Raw genomic sequence first — 19,490 nt, 5'->3', positions numbered from 1 at the left:
TTCTTTAATATGGTCTTCACTTGATAATAAAGAACAGGCTACAGAGCCTGTTCTTTTGTTTCTTAAAAAACATTGAGTCTATTTCAAAAACACCACCAAGAGCGTTTATATTCGATACTAAGCACCTTTATTTATGCTCGGGGATTTTCCATAATGTGATACTGCAAATGCGCTTATATGGGATTTAAATGGGTTAACAGCGATAGCATTTAAAAACCGATATGTCTAGTGTCCTACTTGCTTAAAAAACGTTTGCGAGATACCGAAAATTTTACATATCGAGGGAGAAACAGGGTTTTATTAGGAAATCTTGTGCTAGCATTTAGTTAAAACTGGTTTTGTAAGGGGGGATTGTAGATGGCGGCTATACCGTCTCCAGTTGTAGCGGTTAAAATCAATGAATGGTACAAGCATATAAAGAGATTCAATGTAAAAGAGTCTGAGGTTCTAAGGGAAGAGGTTAGGAAAGAGATCGATGCCATGGAAGAAGATGAGCAAGCGGTTCTTTATTTTCAGTTGATGGAGTTCCGTCATCAATTGATGCTTGATTATGTGCAACCTTCTAAAAAACCATTGGAGCCTTCTGAATATTTGAAAGCTGTAGAAGGACAAGGGAAAAAGATGGCGGGCTTTCTTGAATACTATTTCAACTTTTTCCAAGGGATGTATGAATTTAGAATGGGCGAATTTGTTAAAGCCATCATGTTCTATAGGCGAGCTGAGAAACGTTTGGAACAAGTGGCTGATGAGCTAGAGAAAGCGGAATTCTATTACAAGATGTCCGAAGTGTTTTATCACATGAAACAGACACATATGTCTATGTATTACGTCACTCTTGCTTATGATACCTATAAGGCTTATAAGACGCATTCGATTTATATGGTTCGTGAAATTAATTGTTTAACTGTTATGGCAGGTAATTTCATTGATTTTGAATGCAGAGAAAAAGCGCTTCCTCATTTAATGTCAGCTTTAGAAAAATCTAAGGCAATTTCTAATAAGCCAATGATTGTGAAGTCATTATTTAATATTGGGTGCTGTTATAAAGGATTAGGTGATTTTAATAGGGCGCTAGCTTATTTTAATCAGGTTATTCTAGAAGGAGAGCCTATTAATGCTATAGAGTTGCTATAGGTTTATTACGAATTATCGTTATTTCATTTGAGTCAAAAGGAATTTATTGAGGGTGAAAGATTTTTCAAAAGAGGCTTGGAAGAAGCGAAGAATAGAAAAAATGATCTATTTTTATCGTTGCTGATGTTATTGGAAATTTTATTTTTAAAAACAGCAAACTTAAGTGAAGTCTTGAACTCGTTGGAAAAATTAGAGAATGAGAGGGGTTATCCATACATGGAAGACCTAGCGCTCGAAGCGGCTCGGTACTATAATGAGAATGGGCGTATGGATGAATCTGTAAAAATGTATGAAAAAGTGATGTACGCCCGAAAACAAATCCAAAGGGGCGACTGTTCATATGAATGTTAAAACGGTTCTTACTGGTTTTTTGGGTGCTACAGCATTGCTAGGTGTGATCTCATTATCATCTGTCGATTTTGATGTGAATTCAAGAAATGCTACTTCTCCAGAATCCACTGATCTGACTGTAAATGCTACAGGCAGTAGCGTTACTACTGAGGGTTTTGCTGTGAGGAATGGAACCCGTTCTAGTGAAAATCTTGATGTTCGTTTTGGAACACGTGATTCTAGGTTATCTACTTGATGAATTAAACTGACCTTTAGGATTTGTCAGGCTGTCGAGAAAATCTCGACAGCTTTATTGTCCCAGAAAGGTTATCGATTCTATAAATCAGATCCGAAAGCTTGTGCTCCGTGTCCTTTTCTTGAAAGCTGCACAAGATTTCAAAAGCACCAAAAGGTCATTTCAAGACACGTGTGGGAAGCCTTTTTCATTCTCACCTTACATCATGACATGGAAAATAAAAAGAATGTAGAAAAACATGAGTTTCTCTACATTCTGTGCACCCGAAAAGGGTGCTTTCTATCGATAATTTGCAAGAAATGTTTGTCTCGCTTTTTCATATGCTTCCGCATCAAAATGATCTCCGCATTTGTGGATGCACCAAGGCTCTTCTTGCCTTGCAATGCCAACCTCATAGCCTTGTTGCATGAATTCAAAGGATTGCGAAACATCATAAAAATGAAAACCATCAAAGAGATCCTCACGCCACTTTACATCATACTGCGTCGCCATAAAAAGACCATCAATCGCTGAAGCGTTGATATAATCTTGCGCTTCGGCCTGTTGACGACCATTTTCAAATGAAAGCAGTTGATAGGTGTCGTGACGATATTCAATGACTTTCCCCCTGCAATCAGAACTCTCCCACCAGATCCCATTGTCAGGCACGCTTTCTGCACCTATGACCCCAACCATCCCAAGTGATGGATGCTGTAAAAAAAGCGGGATCAACTCAAGAAGCATATGCTGTTTGACAATCAATGTATCTTGATGAAGATAAATTTTAAACTGAGCTGGATGAGTGATGGCTTCATTATAAGCAGAGGTCATACTGGATGCATGTCTAATCGGCAAAACCTCCACATGATATCCATGGGGAGCGGGAAGTGAAGCGAGCTGCCGAAAGCAAGCCTGAAACATCGACTCATCATTTACACATAAAACAAACAGGATGGTGGGGTTACTCATGAAGCTGAACCGCCTCAACTACATACTGATAGGCGGTAGCGGCCTCATGAAAATCTGAACGAATGCCATGCTTCATGAGTAATTCATGTAAATCACTCATCACGCTCTCATAGGAAGGATGCTGTACGCGAATGGTTTCGAGTTCGCGAATACGGAAGCCTGCTGATTGAAAGAGTGCATGAATTTCATGAAGAGTGAAGAAACGCAAATGAGTTTGATCCATTAATCCTGCATCTGTATAAGTGAATCTGCCGGCTAATAATTCTAAAACGGTTGATATGTGACCGATATTCGGAATGGATGACAGAATGGCTCCTTCTTTTTTTAGGAAAGGTTTGACCTTCTTTAAAACGGCCCACGGGTCCAATAAATGTTCAAGGACATCTCCGAAAATGATGCAGTCAAATTGTTCCTGTTCGTAAGGGAGCGTCATCTGTTCAATATTTCCGCATAGCACATGATCTAGCTCTTGTTCAGCCTCTTTTGCTGCATCCTCAAACGATTCAATTCCATAAATGGTCCGTCCTTTTTGTTTCAGGACTTTTCCAAGCTTGCCTGTGCCGCATCCGATATCCAATAAAGACGTCCATTCCGCGCGGATACGGCTGACAATGACCGGGTTCACGCCATGATAATACTGATCCTTTTTTTGGTGATAATAGGAAAGGGACTCTGAACTCACGCTCTACCCACCTTTCTGCTTTCTCATTGCTTTCATGCTTAATATATGGGTGGGGAGCTTGGTTTTATAACGAGAGAAGGACAATTTTCATGAATGGTGGCTAAAAAGGGATCATATAAAGAACGGGAAACGGACTGTCCTCCTAATATAGAAAGACAGAACCCCATGAGTGGAAGGGATTGGTATGAAGGGGTGTTCTACTGTAGCGTATCGTCATGAAAGGATTTTTAAAAGGTCAATTGACAAGTCAGAACTTTTAGCCAAAGCAGTCTGAAAGACAAAGGATAACGGCGTTGATTTACGGTTTGTTTATCATCTTCTGATCACCGTTGGATGTTAAAAAAGCTTGTATTTCTTCGATGGCTAGTCCAATTTTTTTCGCTTCCTGAATCAAATAAACCCACTCTTCGTCAACTCTTCTTTTCACTTGCGTATCCATAATATCCTCCAGTTCAATAAGACATATTCATCTGCAACCAATGACTTGAACAAACCGTCTAGTAACTGTACGTGTGGATGAAAACAGCGCAAAATAGATTTTGTCGAAAAATGATGACATTTAACCTATTTTGTAAAATCTATCACCTACCACGTTCCTAAAAAAATGACTAAAAAACCCATAATTATTGATTTCTTACTTCTAATAATAAACAATTGTACAGTCAGTTAAAAGATTATAAATTAAAATAATGAAAAAGACCTAAATCATTTGGCTTATATAAACCAATTAGGTTGACATTTGCCATCGAGTAGAACAAATTTCATCTGTGCAGAACGTACATATTGTTCGTTTGGGAAGTTCTTCTCAAGATGGTATTCTAAAAGAAACAGAAACCACCAAGAAGGAATGAAGAAAGACATGTATAGCCTTTTTCAAAAGTATCAAGAAGTTGTCATGTATCTTGTGATGGGTGTGTGTACAACCATCGTCAACATAGTCAGCTTCTACTTATTCGTTGAGATGTTTTCCATGGATTATAAAACAGCTACAGTTGTTTCATGGGTATTTGCTGTTCTCTTTGCTTATATCACCAATAAGAAGTATGTCTTCAAGCAAAAGGCTCGTGATACGAAAAGCCTTATGCGTGAGCTTTCTTCATTTTTTAGTGTTCGTCTCATGTCTCTAGGTGTCGATCTGGGGCTGATGATTTTATTTGTGAGCCAAATGGCGCTCAATGAAACGGTCGCAAAAATTCTTGTCAACTTTGTGATTGTGGTCGTGAATTACGTCGCCAGTAAATGGTTCGTCTTCAAGAAAACAAAAGAAGATGCGATTTAACATATGAAAAAAGATAGGTGATGTGAAATGAGCAGCAGGCCAGACGAATTATATGACGTCATATATCAGCAAACAGAAAAGCAGCATGAACAAGTGTTGAGGCTAGTCAAAGAAATGACCGCACATCCAGAATCGTTTTCGGAACAAGAAAAGGAAAAGATCAACCGAATGGACATTGCGCTTCAAACAGCAACGGACATTTTGGAAAACTTAATGACACCTGACACGCAAATGTCCATTGTTTTAAGACAAGGGAGAATTCATGTTGACCTGACGAAAGCGTAAAAGAAGCAGCCAATTGTGAAAGCGGCTGCTTTTTATTATGCATCGCTTGTTTCCCGCAGTTGCTTTGGAGACATGCCGATTTTCTTTCGAAAGACTTTATTCAAGTAATTCGCATTTCTATAGCCGCACTGTATGGCGATTTCTTCAATCGAATATTTTGTTGTTTTCAATAACGTTTCCGCCTTTTCTAACCGAATATTGGTTAGGTAGTGAATAGGTGTGAAGCCAGTGGCCTTTTTGAATTCCCTCGTAAAATGACTTTTGGATAAACGTGCCGCAGCTGCCATATCGTCTGGGCCAATTTCTTCGTGAAAATGATGGCTGGCAAACAAGGCAGCTTGAACGATGGGCTCGGGCCATTTCTCCATTTGTCCCTCAAGCTTTGGCAAATATGAATACAGTTCCATGACAAATTGATAAGCAAGGCTAGACCCCTCAAATGGATTGGTAATCCGTCTTTCACTGGCTTCATCATAAATGGTCTTGAGCAGGCGGATCGGTCTGGAATTCGGATGAAAACGCATGACCTGCTTTCCTTGGTCAATAAATTGGTCAAAGCAAAGATCGCAGGATTCCCCGTAAAGCGTTAAATAGAGAAATTCCCAATGCTCACTGTCTTCTGGAAAATAATATTGGTAGGCACTAGGGCTTTTCACGAGAAAGGCCTGACCCGGCAATACTTTGAAACGTTTTTCTCCGATTTCAATCATGCCATGTCCAGACAGTGTGAGCTGAAAAATGCACTTGCCCTGATCCTTCCGCTCCACGCCATTCCAGCTATATAACGAAGAAGATTGAACTTCCCAGCCAACAGACCAGATTTGTGCCGGCAATGTCACATCAGAATGGTGAAAACGAAATGCAAATGCTTCTTTCTTCAAATTGGAAACCCTCCTTCACAGCAAAAAACAACCTTTTTCTATTTATAATCATGTTACACCTCATATCACATCGTACCATTCACAGCAAAAAAAGGGTATTTTTTAACGATTTTTTTACCATTGAACGGATGTTGCTGTGACAACTAAAATAAATAGTATCAGAAGAGAAAAGGGGAATGGATATGATCGGTACGTTACGCGCGGCATTTCACCAGCAATTTGGAGATAGAGAAGAACTTCGCTATTTTTTTGCCCCAGGAAGAGTGAACTTGATTGGTGAACATACAGATTATAATGGAGGACATGTGTTTCCATGTGCGCTTACTCTCGGAACGTATGCTGCTTGTGCAAAACGTTCAGATGGCCGCATAAGAATGTATTCCTTGAACTTTGAGGGCGATGGTGTGAAAGAATTCAATCTTTTTGAAATCGCTTACGTAGAATCGGACGGCTGGGCAAATTATCCGAAGGGTGTGTTCAAACAGTTTATAGAAGCAGGAATGAAGATAGAAGAAGGCTTTGACATTGTGTACAGCGGCAATATTCCAAATGGGGCAGGTCTGTCTTCCTCTGCCTCCATAGAGCTTGTCACCGCTGTTCTCATCAATGAATGGCATTCATTCGGCGTTTCAAATGTCCAACTCGCTCTTCTTTCTCAGCGTGCAGAGAATGAATTTATTGGTGTCAATTGCGGGATCATGGATCAGTTTTCGATTGCCCTTGGAAAAGAAGATCACGCCATTTTGCTCAATTGTGATACCCTTGCCTTCGAATATAGTACGTTTCGACAAGAAGGACTTGCGCTTGTCATCGCCAATACAAATAAAAAGCGGACACTGGCAGATTCCAAATATAATGAGCGCCGGGCAGAGTGTCAATCCGCTTTAAATGATCTACAGAAAAAAATCGACATTACCCACTTATGTGAGCTCACTGCGGATGAATTTGCAGAGGTTGCCCACTTGATTGAAGATGACATCTGCCGCAAACGGGCAAGACATGTCGTGACGGAAAATGAGCGGACCATAAGAGCGATAAATTTCTTGAAAAATGATAAAATTGAAAAGTTAGGCGCACTCATGAAGGCTTCTCATCTTTCATTAAAGAATGATTATGAAGTAACAGGACTTGAACTAGATGCACTGGCTGAAGCCGCTTGGCGGCACCCGGGAACGATTGGCTCCCGTATGACAGGTGCAGGCTTTGGCGGATGCACGATCAGCATTGTGAAAGAAGAGCAGCTGGTGTCATTTATAGAAGAAACTGGTGCGATGTATCAAGAGAAAACAGGCATTCAAGCCTCCTTTTACACAGCTGGAATTGGAGGCGGCGCAAGAGAACTCACGAAGGAGGAAGTGTAATGACAATTTTAGTTTGTGGAGGAGCAGGGTACATCGGCAGTCATGCGGTGGCGGCTCTTCTAGCGAAAGGCGAACGAGTAGTGGTAGTGGATAATTTGCAGACAGGCCACAAAGAAGCTGTTTTGGAAGGAGCTGTCTTAGAGAAGGGGGATTTACGAGATCACGCTTTTTTAAGACAGGTGTTCAAAACGCATCAAATAGAAGCGGTCATGCACTTTGCGGCAGATTCACTTGTTGGGGAGAGTGTGACAGACCCGCTTAAGTACTATGACAACAACGTTGGCGGAGCAACTGCTTTACTACAAGTCATGAATGAATTTGATGTGAAGCACATCGTCTTCTCTTCCACTGCTGCTGCATACGGTGAACCGAAGCGGGTACCGATCGTTGAAACGGATGAAACGAACCCAACAAATCCTTATGGAGAAACGAAACTAGCGATTGAAAAAATGCTGAAGTGGTCTGAAGAAGCGTATGGAATAGAATACGTAGTGCTTCGCTACTTTAATGTAGCTGGTGCCCATACAGAAGGGCTTGTCGGAGAGGATCATCAGCCTGAGACGCATCTCATTCCAATTATTTTGCAAGTTGCTTTAGGAAAACGAGATCAAATCATGATTTATGGTGATGATTATGAGACAGAGGATGGCACGTGTATTAGAGATTACATTCATGTGATGGATTTAGTAGAGGCACACATCCTAGCTGTTGACCGCTTGCGTGCTGGAAAAGGCAGTGCGACCTACAACTTAGGGAATGGAACAGGTTTCTCAGTGAAGCAGGTCGTAGAAGCCGTCAGAAAAGTCACGGGGCATGCCATCCCGGCACAAGTGGCAAAAAGGCGCGCGGGAGATCCAGCAAAGCTGATTGCTTCTTCTGAAAAAGCGCTGCAAGAATTAGGATGGACACCTCAATATGCTGACCTTCACACGATCATTCAGAGTGCGTGGGATTGGTTTCAAAAGCATCCAGATGGCTATCAAAGTGAATAAAACGTAAAGACAGGCAAGAGAGGGGGCAAAGGGAATGGCGATTGATATTTTTGAAAAGCTGGAACAGCTGATTCAATATGGGATCAATAAAAAGCTCATAACATCACTAGATATCGAATATACGAGAAATCGATTGCTTGAGGTGCTCAGGCTTGATGAAGCGGAAACAAGAACAGTCCCAGGAGAAGAAGACCTTGAAGACATCTTAATGCCAATGCTCGATTGGGCAGTAGAAACAGGGCTAATTCCTGAGGGGACGGATACGTATCGTGATTTACTAGATGCGAAAATTATGGGCTGTTTGGTGGCTCCTCCAAGTGTTATCTATGCGAAGTTTGAAGAAAAGCGCAAGCAGGAGGGACCGAAGGCTGCTACGAGCTGGTTCTATGAGATGCAGAAGCATGCCCATTACATTCATACAGGCAGGATCGCCAAAAATGTACAGTGGTTTACACCAACAGACGATGGCGTGCTGGAGATCACCATTAATCTATCAAAGCCAGAAAAAGATCCTAAAGCCATCGCTCAAGCGAAGAAGCTCAGTCAAAAGCAATATCCCCTTTGTCTCCTTTGTAAAGAAAACGTTGGGTTCGAGGGCAGGGTCAATCATCCAGCGAGACAGAATCATCGGATCATTCCTGTGTCACTCTCAGGCGAATCGTGGTTTCTGCAATTTTCACCTTATGTGTACTACAACGAGCATTGCATAGTGTTCAAAGGCAAACATGAACCAATGAGCATCACCAAAAAGACCTTTGAACGACTGCTTTCCTTCATATCTATATACCCGCACTATTTCATCGGGTCAAACGCCGACCTTCCGATTGTCGGAGGCAGTATATTAAGTCATGACCATTTTCAGGGCGGTGCACATGAATTTCCGATGGCAAAAGCAGAGATGGAAGAAGTCTTTTCTCTCAAAGCCTTTCCAAATGTGCGAGCTGGTATTGTGAAATGGCCGATGTCTGTGATCCGCCTTCGAAGCAGTGAGCAGCAGTCGCTCGCAGACGCAGCAGATTTTATCTTACATGAGTGGAAACTGTATTCAGATGAAGAGGTGGGGGTGATCGCTCATACAGGAGAGACTCCTCACAATACCATTACTCCTATTGCTCGGCGTCACGGGGATGACTATGAATTAGATTTAGTGCTGCGTAATAACCGGACAAACAAGCAGCACCCGGACGGCATTTTCCATCCGCACGAAGAAGTTCACCATATTAAAAAAGAGAATATCGGATTAATTGAAGTCATGGGCCTTGCTGTGCTTCCTGGTAGATTAGCAGAGGAATTAAGCCAATTAAAAGAGGCTTTACTATCCGAAAGTCCACTTGAAGAAATCAAAGCCCGTCCTGAAATCATGAAGCACGAGGCTTGGGCAAAGCGGATGCTTGAAGAGAACACCTTTACAGAGGATAATACTCAAACCATTTTACAAAAAGAACTTGGTGTTATTTTTTCTCGAATTCTCTCACAGGCAGGTGTGTTTAAAAGAACTGAGCAAGGGAAAACAGCTTTTAACCGTTTCATTCAAACACTTCAAACAGGCAGGTGATTAGATGATTGAACAAGTAAGAGAGCTAATGGAAGATAAGCAGCTTGATGGTGTTTTGATTCAAAAACGAAATAACTTCTCATGGCTGACAGGCGGAAGAAGGAATCATATTGTGTTAAATACGCCAGAGGGTGTGTGCCAGCTACTCGTCTTAAAAGACGACATCGTTCTCATTGTGAATCAAATGGAAGAAAAGCGGATCATTGAAGAAGAAATGGCGTACGTCGATCATCCGTTTCAAGTGGTCACAATGGATTGGTATGAGGATGAGACCCCATACATTCAAGAACTCACAAAAGGTAAACGAATTGGGACGGATATTCAAATGGAAGGATTCGAATGGATCGAACCGGATTTGTCGCATGTTCGCTCGATCCTAACTGCTTCACAGCTCAGACAATATGAAAAACTCTGTCATGAAACAGCAGTCATTGTAGAAAGTGTCTGTCAAGAAATCGTTCCAGGGCAGACCGAGCACGAAATTGCTTCGCTTGTTGCTCAAAGAGCCATTGCTCAAGGGATGACGATAGAAGTCCTGCTTGTGGCAACAGATGATCGGATCCATCAATACCGTCACCCGATTCCAACAGATAAAGCCCTTCAAAAGCACGCGCTTGTTGTTCTCTGCGCGGAGCGTCACGGGCTCGTTGCAAATGTCACAAGGTCTGTTTACTTTGGTCAGCTTCCGAAGGAGCTTGCAGAGAACAAAGAGCGGCTAGCACGAATTGACACGGTCATGAATGCCGCCACACGTCCTGGGAAAACATTAGGTGATGTTTTGAAAGCAGGTATTGCTCAGTATGAAAGAGAGGGCTTCCCTGATAGCTGGAAAAAGCTCCATCAAGGGGGAAAAACGGGATTTGTATCTAGGGAAATCATTGCCGTTCCTTCAGCAAAGGAAGAAATTCAGATGCATCAAGTGTTTACATGGAACCCTTCATTGCCTGGACTGAAATCAGAGGATACGATTGTGGTAGAAAAAGAGGGCAACCGTTTTTTAACGTATACAGGCAAGTGGACGTACATGGACATTGAACATGAAGGGAACATCTATAGACGACCTGACATCTTAGTGAGAGATGAATAAATGTAGATTGCCGGCGCTGAGCCGGTTTTTTGCTGGAAGTCTTTAGAGAGATTCTACTAATTCAGCATCATTACCAATTCTTACAGCGTATACACAGAGGATCGATACTTTCTTTTCTTGTGAACTTGCGTTAAAATGAGTAAGGTTTTTGTTAAATGTGGGGATACCTATTTCGAAATTGTTTACCTAGATAAAATTTCATTAAGTTAAATTGAAATTTGACCAAACTTTTTTATTGTGGTAAACCTAAATTTGACAAAGTTCTTGATTGTTTGTCCTTTGCCTTCAACTCTCAACTTTTCAAAATCCTAGAAATTTATTGTGTGTGCAATAATATAAATTTATGTCGAATTTATGACATTTTAATAGAAATCTGTTGAAAAATAAATGAACTTTTGAAAAAAGGGAAGCTAACTCTAACAGATTTTGATAGCATTACAAAGGGAAGAAAAGTTTTCGAAGGCAGATGGCTTTTCACAATTATTCAGCAATTTATACATTATCTAAGGAAGGATGGTGATCTTCTTGTTCAGAGCCATTAAACCTATGCTTTTATTAGCGATGCTCGTGAGTGTTTTTCTATTAGGAGGTTGCAGCAATATCGCTGTTTTAGATCCTAAAGGACCTGTCGCAGCACAACAAAAAGACTTAATCCTTTTATCCATCGGATTCATGCTCTTTATCGTTGGTGCGGTATTTGTATTGTTTACCATTATTTTGGTTAAATACCGTGAGCGTAAGGACGTTGGAAACGCCTCTTATAACCCAGAACTACACGGGAATACGCTTCTAGAAGTTGTCTGGACAGTGATCCCAATATTAATCGTTGCTGCCCTTTCAGTTCCAACTGTAAAAACCATTTACTCTTTGGAAGAGGCACCTCAAGCAACAAGCCATAAAGATCCTCTTGTCGTTTATGCTACAGCTGTTGATTGGAAATGGATTTTCAGCTATCCAGAGGAAAATATTGAGACAGTGAACTACTTAAACATTCCAAAAGATCAGCCGGTTTTATTCAAAATCACTTCTGCTGATACAATGGCATCACTATGGATTCCTCAGCTAGGCGGGGAGAAGTATGCGATGGCTGGAATGGAGATGGAACAATATCTTCAAGCTGATCAAGTTGGCACATATGAAGGAAGAAACGCCAACTTCACAGGCGAGGGCTTTGCTCAACAAAAATTCAAAGTCAATGCGATGAAGCAGTCTGACTATGATAAATGGGTAAGCAAAACGAAAAAAGAAGCACCGAAGTTAACGAAGAAAACGTATGACTACTTGATGCTTCCTGATGCTGCAGATGTGCAGACATTCTCATCAACACATTTATCCTTTGCGAAGCATGGAGAGGATTCTGAATACGCACTCCAAGCACGCAAACGTTTAGGTTACCAATCAGTTTCTCCGCATTCCAAAACAGATCCTTTCGAGAATGTGAAGAACTATAAAAGAAAACTAGATAATGAATAAACTGACTAAGGAAAGGAGGAGGCCGTTATGCATTTGAAATGGGATGAGTTTTTTGTAACTGGAGACCCATTAATTCTTGGTGCGCAAATTTCTATCGCTCTTACTTCCATTGCTATCGTGTTTGTTTTAACCTACTTTAAAAAGTGGAAATGGCTCTGGAAAGAATGGCTAACATCAGTTGATCATAAAAAGCTTGGGATCATGTATATCCTTGCTGCTGTGATTATGTTCTTCCGCGGTGGGGTAGACGGACTGATGATGCGCGCACAGCTGGCGCTTCCTAATAATACGTTTTTAGATTCCAACCACTATAATGAAATTTTCACAACGCATGGTACGATCATGATTTTATTCATGGCGATGCCATTTTTAATTGGTTTAATCAACGTCGTTGTACCTCTTCAAATTGGTGCGCGTGACGTTGCATTCCCTTACTTGAACAACCTGAGTTTCTGGACATTTATGGTCGGAGCGATGCTGTTCAACATTTCCTTCGTTATTGGAGGATCACCAAGTGCAGGCTGGACGAGTTACATGCCGCTCGCCGGAAATGATTTCTCACCAGGACCTGGACAGAACTATTACTTGCTCGGGCTCCAAATTGCAGGTATTGGTACACTTATGACGGGTATTAACTTCATGGTGACCATCTTAAAAATGCGTACAAAAGGTATGACGCTCATGCGTATGCCAATGTTTACATGGACAACATTGATCACGTCTGTCATCATCGTATTCGCATTCCCTGTACTAACAGTTGCTTTAGCACTTATGACATTTGATCGTTTATTCGGTTCTGCATTCTTTACACTCGAAGCAGGCGGTATGCCAATGCTTTGGGCGAACCTTTTCTGGATTTGGGGACATCCTGAGGTATATATCGTTATCCTGCCGGCTTTCGGTATTTTCTCAGAAATCTTTGCGACGTTCTCAAGAAAACAGTTGTTTGGTTACAAAGCGATGGTTGTATCGATTGTGGCAATCTCTGTTCTTAGTTTCCTTGTGTGGGTTCACCACTTCTTTACAATGGGGAACAGTGCAGCGGTTAACTCATTCTTCTCGATTACAACAATGGCGATTTCCGTACCAACAGGTGTGAAAATCTTTAACTGGCTCTTTACGATGTATCGAGGCCGTATCAGTTTTACTTCACCAATGCTTTGGGCACTTGGTTTCATCCCGAACTTTGTTATCGGTGGTGTCACTGGGGTTATGCTTGCGATGGCAGCTGCGGATTACCAGTACCATAATACGTACTTCCTAGTATCCCACTTCCACTATGTATTAATCGCAGGTACTGTCTTTGCATGTTTTGCTGGTCTTGTTTTCTGGTATCCAAAAATGTTTGGTTACAAGTTAAACGAAAGAATCGGCAAATGGTTCTTCTGGGTATTCATGATCGGATTTAACATCTGTTTCTTCCCGCAGTACTTCTTAGGACTGCAAGGAATGCCAAGACGTATTTATACGTACGGACCAGAAGATGGCTGGACTGCACTAAACTTTATTTCAACAATTGGTGCATTTATGATGGGTGTCGGATTCATCATCCTTTGCTACAACATTTACTACAGCTGGAGACACGCGAAACGTGAAGTGTCTGGAGACAGCTGGGGAGAAGGACGTACTCTTGACTGGGCGACATCTTCTGCAATTCCGCCGCATTATAACTTTGCAGCACTTCCAGAAGTGACAACACCAGATGCATTCCATAATTGGAAGCAAAACAATGTAGACGTTCATCCTGAGAAAGAATTCAAGAAAATTCACATGCCGCACAATTCAGGTAGACCGCTTATCATGTCTGCATTCTTCGGACTTGGAGCATTCGGTCTTGTATTTGAATGGTACTGGATTGGCGTTATTGGCTTAATCGGTGTATTCGCAACAATGATTTTACGTTCATTTGAATATGATGATGGCTACTATATTCCTGTTGAAGAAGTGATTGAAACAGAGAAAAAGAATAAGGAGGCGCAAAAGTAATGGGACATAATGATAGCAGCTATGCAAATGCACCGCTTGAATATCAGTCTGAAACGGGACGTTTAAACATTCTTGGTTTCTGGATATTCCTTGGCGCGGAAATCGTGTTATTCTCAACACTTTTTGCGACCTACTTTGTTCTTCATGGCAGAACAGCTGGCGGCGTTTTACCAGCTGAGCTGTTTGATATGAAGCTTGTATTGATCATGACATTCCTGCTATTGGTTAGTTCATTTACATGTGGGATTGCTGTTCATGAAATGCGCCGTGGAAGTACAAAAGGGGTTGTCATTTGGACGATTCTTACACTGCTTCTAGGTGCAGGATTTGTTGGATTTGAGCTTTTTGAGTTCTTCCATTATGTACACGAGGGTGCGAGCATCCATACAAGTGCGTATTGGTCTGCATTCTTTGTACTCTTAGGAACTCACGGATTACACGTATCTATCGGTATCTTCTGGATTACCGGGGTCTTGTTCCAAATTAAAAAACGTGGATTAACTCCACAAACAGCATCGAAGATTTTTATCTCAAGTCTATACTGGCATTTCCTTGATGTTGTATGGATCTTCATCTTCACAGCTGTTTACTTGATCGGATTAGGGGGGCTTTTGTGATATGGCTGGAAAAACACATTCCTCAGCAGAGCACGAACACTTCCCTTGGAAACACGTAGTTGGCTTCATTCTATCCATCGTGCTAACCGTTTTAGCATTCTGGATTGCTATTGGAGCTGAAATTGGCAGTTCTGCAAAACTATGGATTATCTTTGGTTTTGCTTTCATTCAAGCGTTCTTGCAGCTATTCATGTTTATGCACATGACAGAAAGCGAGAACGGAACTGTTCAAGTCGGAAATACATTGTTTGGTCTGTTTTGTGCGATTATCTTCGTTATCGGATCTGTTTGGATCTTTGCGGCTCACTACAGCCACGGAGAGAACAGCAAAGACGGTTATTCACCTTCTGCGCCAAAGCAATCTGAGCATTCAGAGAAATAATAAAAAACCACTCATCTTTTAAAGGTGAGTGGTTTTTATCTTTGATGTTGATAACGCCCTTCAATAAGTGGGCGTTATTTATCTGGTGCTACTGAATCTTTTACGAATGAATGGAAGTCCATAAATGAGGAACGCTGCAATGTGTGCCAAAATGACGTTAATGGCAAAGAATGCGATCATGAAGGTATGTCCTGCTGGAGATAAACTGCTTGTCATGTAAAGACCGAAGAAAATCCACATAATCATAATGGGTGGAATAGAAGCAAGTGCAATTTTTCTGTTTTCCAACCATAAAAACAGGGGTGTAGCCGTTGCAATACATAGGTACGCAAAGAACATATCCATCGTATCCAACTCCTTTGTAAGTTGATGTTCAATTCAAATGAGAGGTCAGGATGCAATTGTGTCTGTTTTTAGGAGATATTGTGAACATTTTGTTACAAGTATTATACCACAATTGACTTTGAAGTAAACTCAATAATTGGAAAATGGGCCTTATTCCGTAGAAGGTGGATTTTTCTTTTTCTCTTCGTACAGCTTATGTTGGTTTAATAATTGCTTGTCATATCGCCACATAGGTCATTGAATTTTCCCCTTAATATCTGTAAAATAATCTTTTTAAAGGACTCATGATCGGTTGAATGAAAAGAGTATAGAGGAATTTTTTCCTATTGTTAGGATGAAAAGTATTTCATTTTTTGAAAAATGATTGGAACCTTTCGGATGTATCTTCCGTCATATTTAAGGTGAGTTGCTTTTGTGAAAATTTCAATCTAATATAAATAAGGGCTTTTATGTTTTGTAATAAGGGTGGTTAGTTCATGAACAAGAGGAATACATCTCCATACTATCAAGGGGATTTAATTTTTATATTTTTAGCCTTCTTTGCCATTAGTGTCATTGCGATTTATGCTGCGGGTCAATTTGGGCAGTATGGATCTAATGCATGGACGAGGCAGATTATTTACTACATGGTCGGCGTTATATGTATTGTAGCGATAAATTACTTTGATTTGGAGCAATTAGAGAAGCTAAGTCTCTATATTTTTATAGGTGGTATACTGCTGTTACTCTTTCTGAAAGTTGCTCCTGCAAAAATTGGAAGCCATGATTTTGCCCCAATTAAAAATGGTGCAAAAAGCTGGTTTGTAATACCAGGAGTTGGAACACTTCAGCCTTCAGAGTTTATGAAAATTGGTTTGATTATGATGCTTGCATCTGTCATCGGTAAGTCAAGCCCTAGAGGAAAACGGACATTAGAGGATGATATCTTCCTACTATTAAAAATTGCCGGGGTATCAGCCGTTCCAGTTGGGCTAATTTTCTTACAGGATGCAGGTACAGCAGCTGTTTGTATGTTTATTGTCGTTGTGATGGTGTTTTTATCAGGGGTCAATTGGAAGCTGATTTCTCTCATCGGTTCTGTGGTTGTGCTTTTAGTTGCCGCTGTGTTAGCCGTGATCATTCTCTTCCCTGATGTTGCGAAAACAATTGGTATTCAGCAGTACCAGATTAACCGGATTACGGCTTGGCTGCCTGATAGCTCTACATCAGCCAACCAAGCGCAGACTCAGGATTCGTCTGGGTCTGATAAATATCAAGTAGACCAGGCCATTATGGCTATTGGGGCTGGACAGATTTTTGGGAATGGGGTTAAAAACTTAAAAGTCTATGTCCCAGAGGCACAAACAGATATGATTTTCTCCATTATAGGAGAAGCCTTTGGTTTTATTGGCTGTGCGTTTGTTGTGATCATGTTCTTCTTCTTGATCTACCGGCTTGTCGTGCTGATTGACCGTATCCATCCTTATAGCCGATTTGCGTCATTCTTCTGTGTAGGATATACAGCACTTATTGTAATCCATACGTTCCAGAACATTGGGATGAACATCGGCGTAATGCCTGTAACAGGGATTCCGCTCCTATTTATCAGCTTCGGAGGAAGTTCTGTCTTATCTGTTCTCATTGGATTCGGAATTGCTTATAACGCAAGTGTTCAATTAACGAAATACCAAAGTTATTTATTTAAATAAAACGGGTAAGGGCAGTCTAAGCATAGACTGTCTTTTTTCATTCGAGTTTTAATTTTTGAAAAGCCATATGTCTTTGTCTTATGATAGGAGAAGTGAAGGAGGTCTTCGAATTGAACAAAACGATAGAAACGATATTAAATCATCGGTCCATCCGTTCGTTTACAGACGAGCGTTTGTCCGAAGAAGAGGTGCTGACACTCATTAAAAGTGCACAGGCTGCTTCGACATCAAGCTATGTACAGGCGTACAGTATTATTGGTGTGACAGATCAAAAGAAGAAGGCCAAGCTTGCTGAACTGGCTGGGAATCAGCCGTACGTTGAGAAGAATGGGCATTTCTTTGTCTTCTGTGCAGACTTGAAACGCCATGATGATATTGCAAAAAAAGCAGGGAAGAATCATCAGGAGGCGCTTGAGAATACGGAAGCCTTTCTCATTAGCGTCATTGATACGGCACTCGCTGCACAAAATATGAGTATAGCCGCAGAATCAATGGGACTTGGGATCTGCTATATTGGGGGTCTGCGCAATCAACTGAGAGAAGTCTCTGATCTGCTTGAAACACCATCATATGTGTTGCCGTTATTTGGTCTGGTTGTCGGACATCCAGCAAGTCAATCGTCACAAAAGGAACGGCTGCCAGTTGAACTCATTTATCATGAAAATTCATATCAGCAAGATGAAGCGCATGTGGATCGTTATTTAAAAGAATACGATGATCGTATTTCATCCTATTATGAAGAACGAACAAACGGAGAGAGAACAGATACTTGGTCTAAGCAGATGCTTCGCGGCTTTAGTCAGCCAAAGCGTGCCTTCCTTGGGGAATTTGTAAAAGAGAAGGGCTTTAATCGAAAATAAATAGAAATCCCCCTTTCGATGGAGAGAGGGGGATTTCTGTAAGAGGTGTAGTAAGATGAAATTAAGTATACTGGATCAATCTCCTTTAATTGGAGATGCAACTCCTGCTGAAGCCTTGAAGCAAACGGTTGAATTGGCAAAACAGGCAGAAAAGTGGGGCTATCACCGATTTTGGGTATCAGAGCATCACTTTTCAAACCGGCTTGCAGGATCGAGTCCAGAGGTGCTCCTCGGTCATTTATCAGCCGTTACGTCACATATACGTATTGGCTCAGGCGGTGTGATGCTGCCGCACTACAGCGCGTATAAAGTAGCAGAGAACTTCAGGGTTCTCGAGGCTCTCGCTCCTGGCAGAATCGATCTTGGGATTGGACGTGCTCCTGGCGGTATGCCGATTTCTTCCATTGCTCTTCATCATGGTGAACGAAAACGTCTAGGTGATCAATATCCTGAGCAAGTAGAAGAGTTGAAGGTCTATTTACACGACCTAGCAGATGAATTTTATCCATTGCCTCATTTAACCGCTTCTCCGAAAGTAGAGACTGCACCCGAGGTATGGATGCTTGGTTCCTCTGGAGGAAGTGCAAGACTTGCGGCGAAAGCAGGTGCAGGCTATACGTTTGCTCTATTTATCAATGGTGAAGGTGGAGAAGATTCTGTAGAACAATATATCAACCGGTTCGAACCATCAGCATTCGGTGAGGAGCCGCGCGTTAGTCTGGCGGTCTTCGTTTTATGTGCTGAAACTGAGGAACAGGCAGAAAAACTGGCAGTCAGTTTAGATTTATCTTTACTTGCCAATGAACAGGGGCAAAACCTCGGGGGATTTCCTTCATATGAAAAGGCACAAGCATATTCCTATAGTCCATATGAACAAAAACGTGTGGCTGCCAATCGTCAAAGAATGGTGGTTGGGACGCCATCTTCTGTGAAAAAGCAGCTGACGGCACTAACGAAGGCTTATCGTACAAATGAAGTGATCGCCGTGACCATCACTCACCGCATGCAAGACCGGCTCACATCCTATCGTTTATTAAAAGAAGCCTTTGATGCATAACGTATGTATGTCTAGTTAGCGTCCACGTAGCCAGTAGAGAGGGAAGAGAAGCATCATGATGAAAATAAACGAGGCTGTCATAAGTAAACTAAGTGGGTAAATGAAGGACACATAGACTGTCAGCTCGCATGCTTGATGAAAAGGACGAGGATGTTTCGCATATAAAAGGGTGAAAAAATACAACAGGGTGATCGTTAGAAAAAAAGCAGTAAAACAAGAAACGATCCATAGCAATATCAACATCAGTCTCTCTTTCCTCCATATATGTTCGAAAAGCCTTGATGAGCTGATC

General features: G+C 41.4%; 19 protein-coding genes and 1 pseudogene. 15 read left to right on the top strand and 5 right to left on the bottom strand.

Annotated elements, in window-relative coordinates; all coding sequences use genetic code 11:
* Nucleotides 1-357 precede the first annotated feature (357 nt).
* Together NKR21_RS19595 and NKR21_RS19590 are read left to right on the top strand one after the other, a co-directional pair.
* Nucleotides 358-1,485, top strand: a pseudogene (locus NKR21_RS19595) (response regulator aspartate phosphatase).
* Complete coding sequence (locus NKR21_RS19590; RefSeq protein WP_144455279.1) at nt 1,475-1,720, top strand: hypothetical protein; 246 nt, start codon at nt 1,475-1,477, stop codon at nt 1,718-1,720. The pseudogene NKR21_RS19595 and the gene NKR21_RS19590 overlap by 11 nt, the downstream one beginning before the upstream one ends.
* 279 nt (nt 1,721-1,999) lie before the next feature.
* Here NKR21_RS19590 and NKR21_RS19585 read toward each other — a convergent pair whose 3' ends face one another.
* The 3 genes from NKR21_RS19585 to NKR21_RS19575 form a co-directional block, all read right to left on the bottom strand.
* On the bottom strand, nt 2,000-2,668 hold the full coding sequence (locus tag NKR21_RS19585; RefSeq protein WP_012011678.1) for a glycosyltransferase family protein: 669 nt from the start codon (nt 2,666-2,668) through the stop codon (nt 2,000-2,002).
* A complete protein-coding gene (locus NKR21_RS19580) occupies nt 2,661-3,350 on the bottom strand; it encodes a class I SAM-dependent methyltransferase (RefSeq protein WP_012011677.1) in 690 nt (229 codons plus the stop codon). The genes NKR21_RS19585 and NKR21_RS19580 overlap by 8 nt, the downstream gene beginning before the upstream one ends.
* A gap of 298 nt (nt 3,351-3,648) precedes the next feature.
* Nucleotides 3,649-3,789, bottom strand: a complete 141-nt coding sequence (locus NKR21_RS19575) for an anti-repressor SinI family protein (RefSeq protein ID WP_003215413.1) — start codon at nt 3,787-3,789, stop codon at nt 3,649-3,651.
* Nucleotides 3,790-4,245: 456 nt separating this feature from the next.
* Here NKR21_RS19575 and NKR21_RS19570 point away from each other — a divergent pair, with 456 nt between their 5' ends.
* Both NKR21_RS19570 and NKR21_RS19565 read left to right on the top strand, forming a co-directional pair.
* The gene (locus tag NKR21_RS19570; RefSeq protein WP_012011676.1) at nt 4,246-4,629 is read left to right on the top strand and encodes a GtrA family protein; all 384 of its coding nucleotides are present in this window, start codon (nt 4,246-4,248) and stop codon (nt 4,627-4,629) included.
* A 27-nt stretch (nt 4,630-4,656) separates the two neighbouring features.
* Entirely contained in the window at nt 4,657-4,914 is a 258-nt protein-coding gene (locus tag NKR21_RS19565; protein WP_012011675.1) for a hypothetical protein, read from the top strand.
* 35 nt (nt 4,915-4,949) lie between these two features.
* Here the strand turns inward: NKR21_RS19565 and NKR21_RS19560 are convergent, their stop codons facing one another.
* Complete coding sequence (locus tag NKR21_RS19560; RefSeq protein ID WP_012011674.1) at nt 4,950-5,795, bottom strand: AraC family transcriptional regulator; 846 nt, start codon at nt 5,793-5,795, stop codon at nt 4,950-4,952.
* A gap of 176 nt (nt 5,796-5,971) precedes the next feature.
* On the opposite strand from NKR21_RS19560, the gene NKR21_RS19555 reads away from it, so the two are divergent.
* The 8 genes from NKR21_RS19555 (at nt 5,972) to qoxD (ending at nt 15,248) form a co-directional block, all read left to right on the top strand.
* On the top strand, nt 5,972-7,156 hold the full coding sequence (locus NKR21_RS19555) for a galactokinase (protein ID WP_012011673.1): 1,185 nt from the start codon (nt 5,972-5,974) through the stop codon (nt 7,154-7,156).
* Nucleotides 7,156-8,148: a UDP-glucose 4-epimerase GalE gene (galE, locus tag NKR21_RS19550; protein ID WP_012011672.1), complete on the top strand. Its 993-nt coding sequence runs from the start codon at nt 7,156-7,158 to the stop codon at nt 8,146-8,148. Before NKR21_RS19555 ends, galE begins: the two co-directional genes overlap by 1 nt.
* Before the next feature lie 34 nt (nt 8,149-8,182).
* Nucleotides 8,183-9,703, top strand: a complete 1,521-nt coding sequence (galT, locus tag NKR21_RS19545) for a UDP-glucose--hexose-1-phosphate uridylyltransferase (protein WP_012011671.1) — start codon at nt 8,183-8,185, stop codon at nt 9,701-9,703.
* Between the two features lie 4 nt (nt 9,704-9,707).
* Nucleotides 9,708-10,790: a M24 family metallopeptidase gene (locus tag NKR21_RS19540; RefSeq protein ID WP_012011670.1), complete on the top strand. Its 1,083-nt coding sequence runs from the start codon at nt 9,708-9,710 to the stop codon at nt 10,788-10,790.
* Nucleotides 10,791-11,306: 516 nt separating this feature from the next.
* On the top strand, nt 11,307-12,263 hold the full coding sequence (qoxA, locus tag NKR21_RS19535) for a cytochrome aa3 quinol oxidase subunit II (RefSeq protein ID WP_088002709.1): 957 nt from the start codon (nt 11,307-11,309) through the stop codon (nt 12,261-12,263).
* A gap of 27 nt (nt 12,264-12,290) precedes the next feature.
* On the top strand, nt 12,291-14,249 hold the full coding sequence (gene qoxB / locus NKR21_RS19530) for a cytochrome aa3 quinol oxidase subunit I (RefSeq protein WP_144455281.1): 1,959 nt from the start codon (nt 12,291-12,293) through the stop codon (nt 14,247-14,249).
* A complete protein-coding gene (gene qoxC, locus NKR21_RS19525; protein WP_012011668.1) occupies nt 14,249-14,866 on the top strand; it encodes a cytochrome aa3 quinol oxidase subunit III in 618 nt (205 codons plus the stop codon). Before qoxB ends, qoxC begins: the two co-directional genes overlap by 1 nt.
* A gap of 1 nt (nt 14,867) precedes the next feature.
* The gene (qoxD, locus tag NKR21_RS19520) at nt 14,868-15,248 is read left to right on the top strand and encodes a cytochrome aa3 quinol oxidase subunit IV (RefSeq protein ID WP_012011667.1); all 381 of its coding nucleotides are present in this window, start codon (nt 14,868-14,870) and stop codon (nt 15,246-15,248) included.
* Nucleotides 15,249-15,326: 78 nt separating this feature from the next.
* On the opposite strand, the gene NKR21_RS19515 is transcribed toward qoxD, so the two are convergent.
* Complete coding sequence (locus NKR21_RS19515) at nt 15,327-15,593, bottom strand: spore morphogenesis/germination protein YwcE (RefSeq protein ID WP_003215279.1); 267 nt, start codon at nt 15,591-15,593, stop codon at nt 15,327-15,329.
* Between the two features lie 476 nt (nt 15,594-16,069).
* Here NKR21_RS19515 and NKR21_RS19510 point away from each other — a divergent pair, with 476 nt between their 5' ends.
* The 3 genes from NKR21_RS19510 (at nt 16,070) to NKR21_RS19500 (ending at nt 19,198) form a co-directional block, all read left to right on the top strand.
* Nucleotides 16,070-17,281: an FtsW/RodA/SpoVE family cell cycle protein gene (locus NKR21_RS19510; RefSeq protein WP_012011666.1), complete on the top strand. Its 1,212-nt coding sequence runs from the start codon at nt 16,070-16,072 to the stop codon at nt 17,279-17,281.
* A 110-nt stretch (nt 17,282-17,391) separates the two neighbouring features.
* Nucleotides 17,392-18,141 carry an oxygen-insensitive NADPH nitroreductase gene (gene nfsA / locus NKR21_RS19505; RefSeq protein ID WP_012011665.1) on the top strand — a complete coding sequence of 250 codons (750 nt, stop codon included), beginning with the start codon at nt 17,392-17,394 and terminating at the stop codon, nt 18,139-18,141.
* Between the two features lie 55 nt (nt 18,142-18,196).
* A complete protein-coding gene (locus tag NKR21_RS19500) occupies nt 18,197-19,198 on the top strand; it encodes an LLM class flavin-dependent oxidoreductase (RefSeq protein WP_144455283.1) in 1,002 nt (333 codons plus the stop codon).
* Nucleotides 19,199-19,490: the final 292 nt, after the last annotated feature.

It is taken from the genome of Bacillus sp. 1735sda2, from assembly GCF_024159245.1.
In the GTDB taxonomy this organism is placed as follows: Bacteria; Bacillota; Bacilli; order Bacillales; family Bacillaceae; genus Bacillus; species Bacillus pumilus_O.
This window is presented reverse-complemented; position numbering and strand designations above follow the sequence as displayed.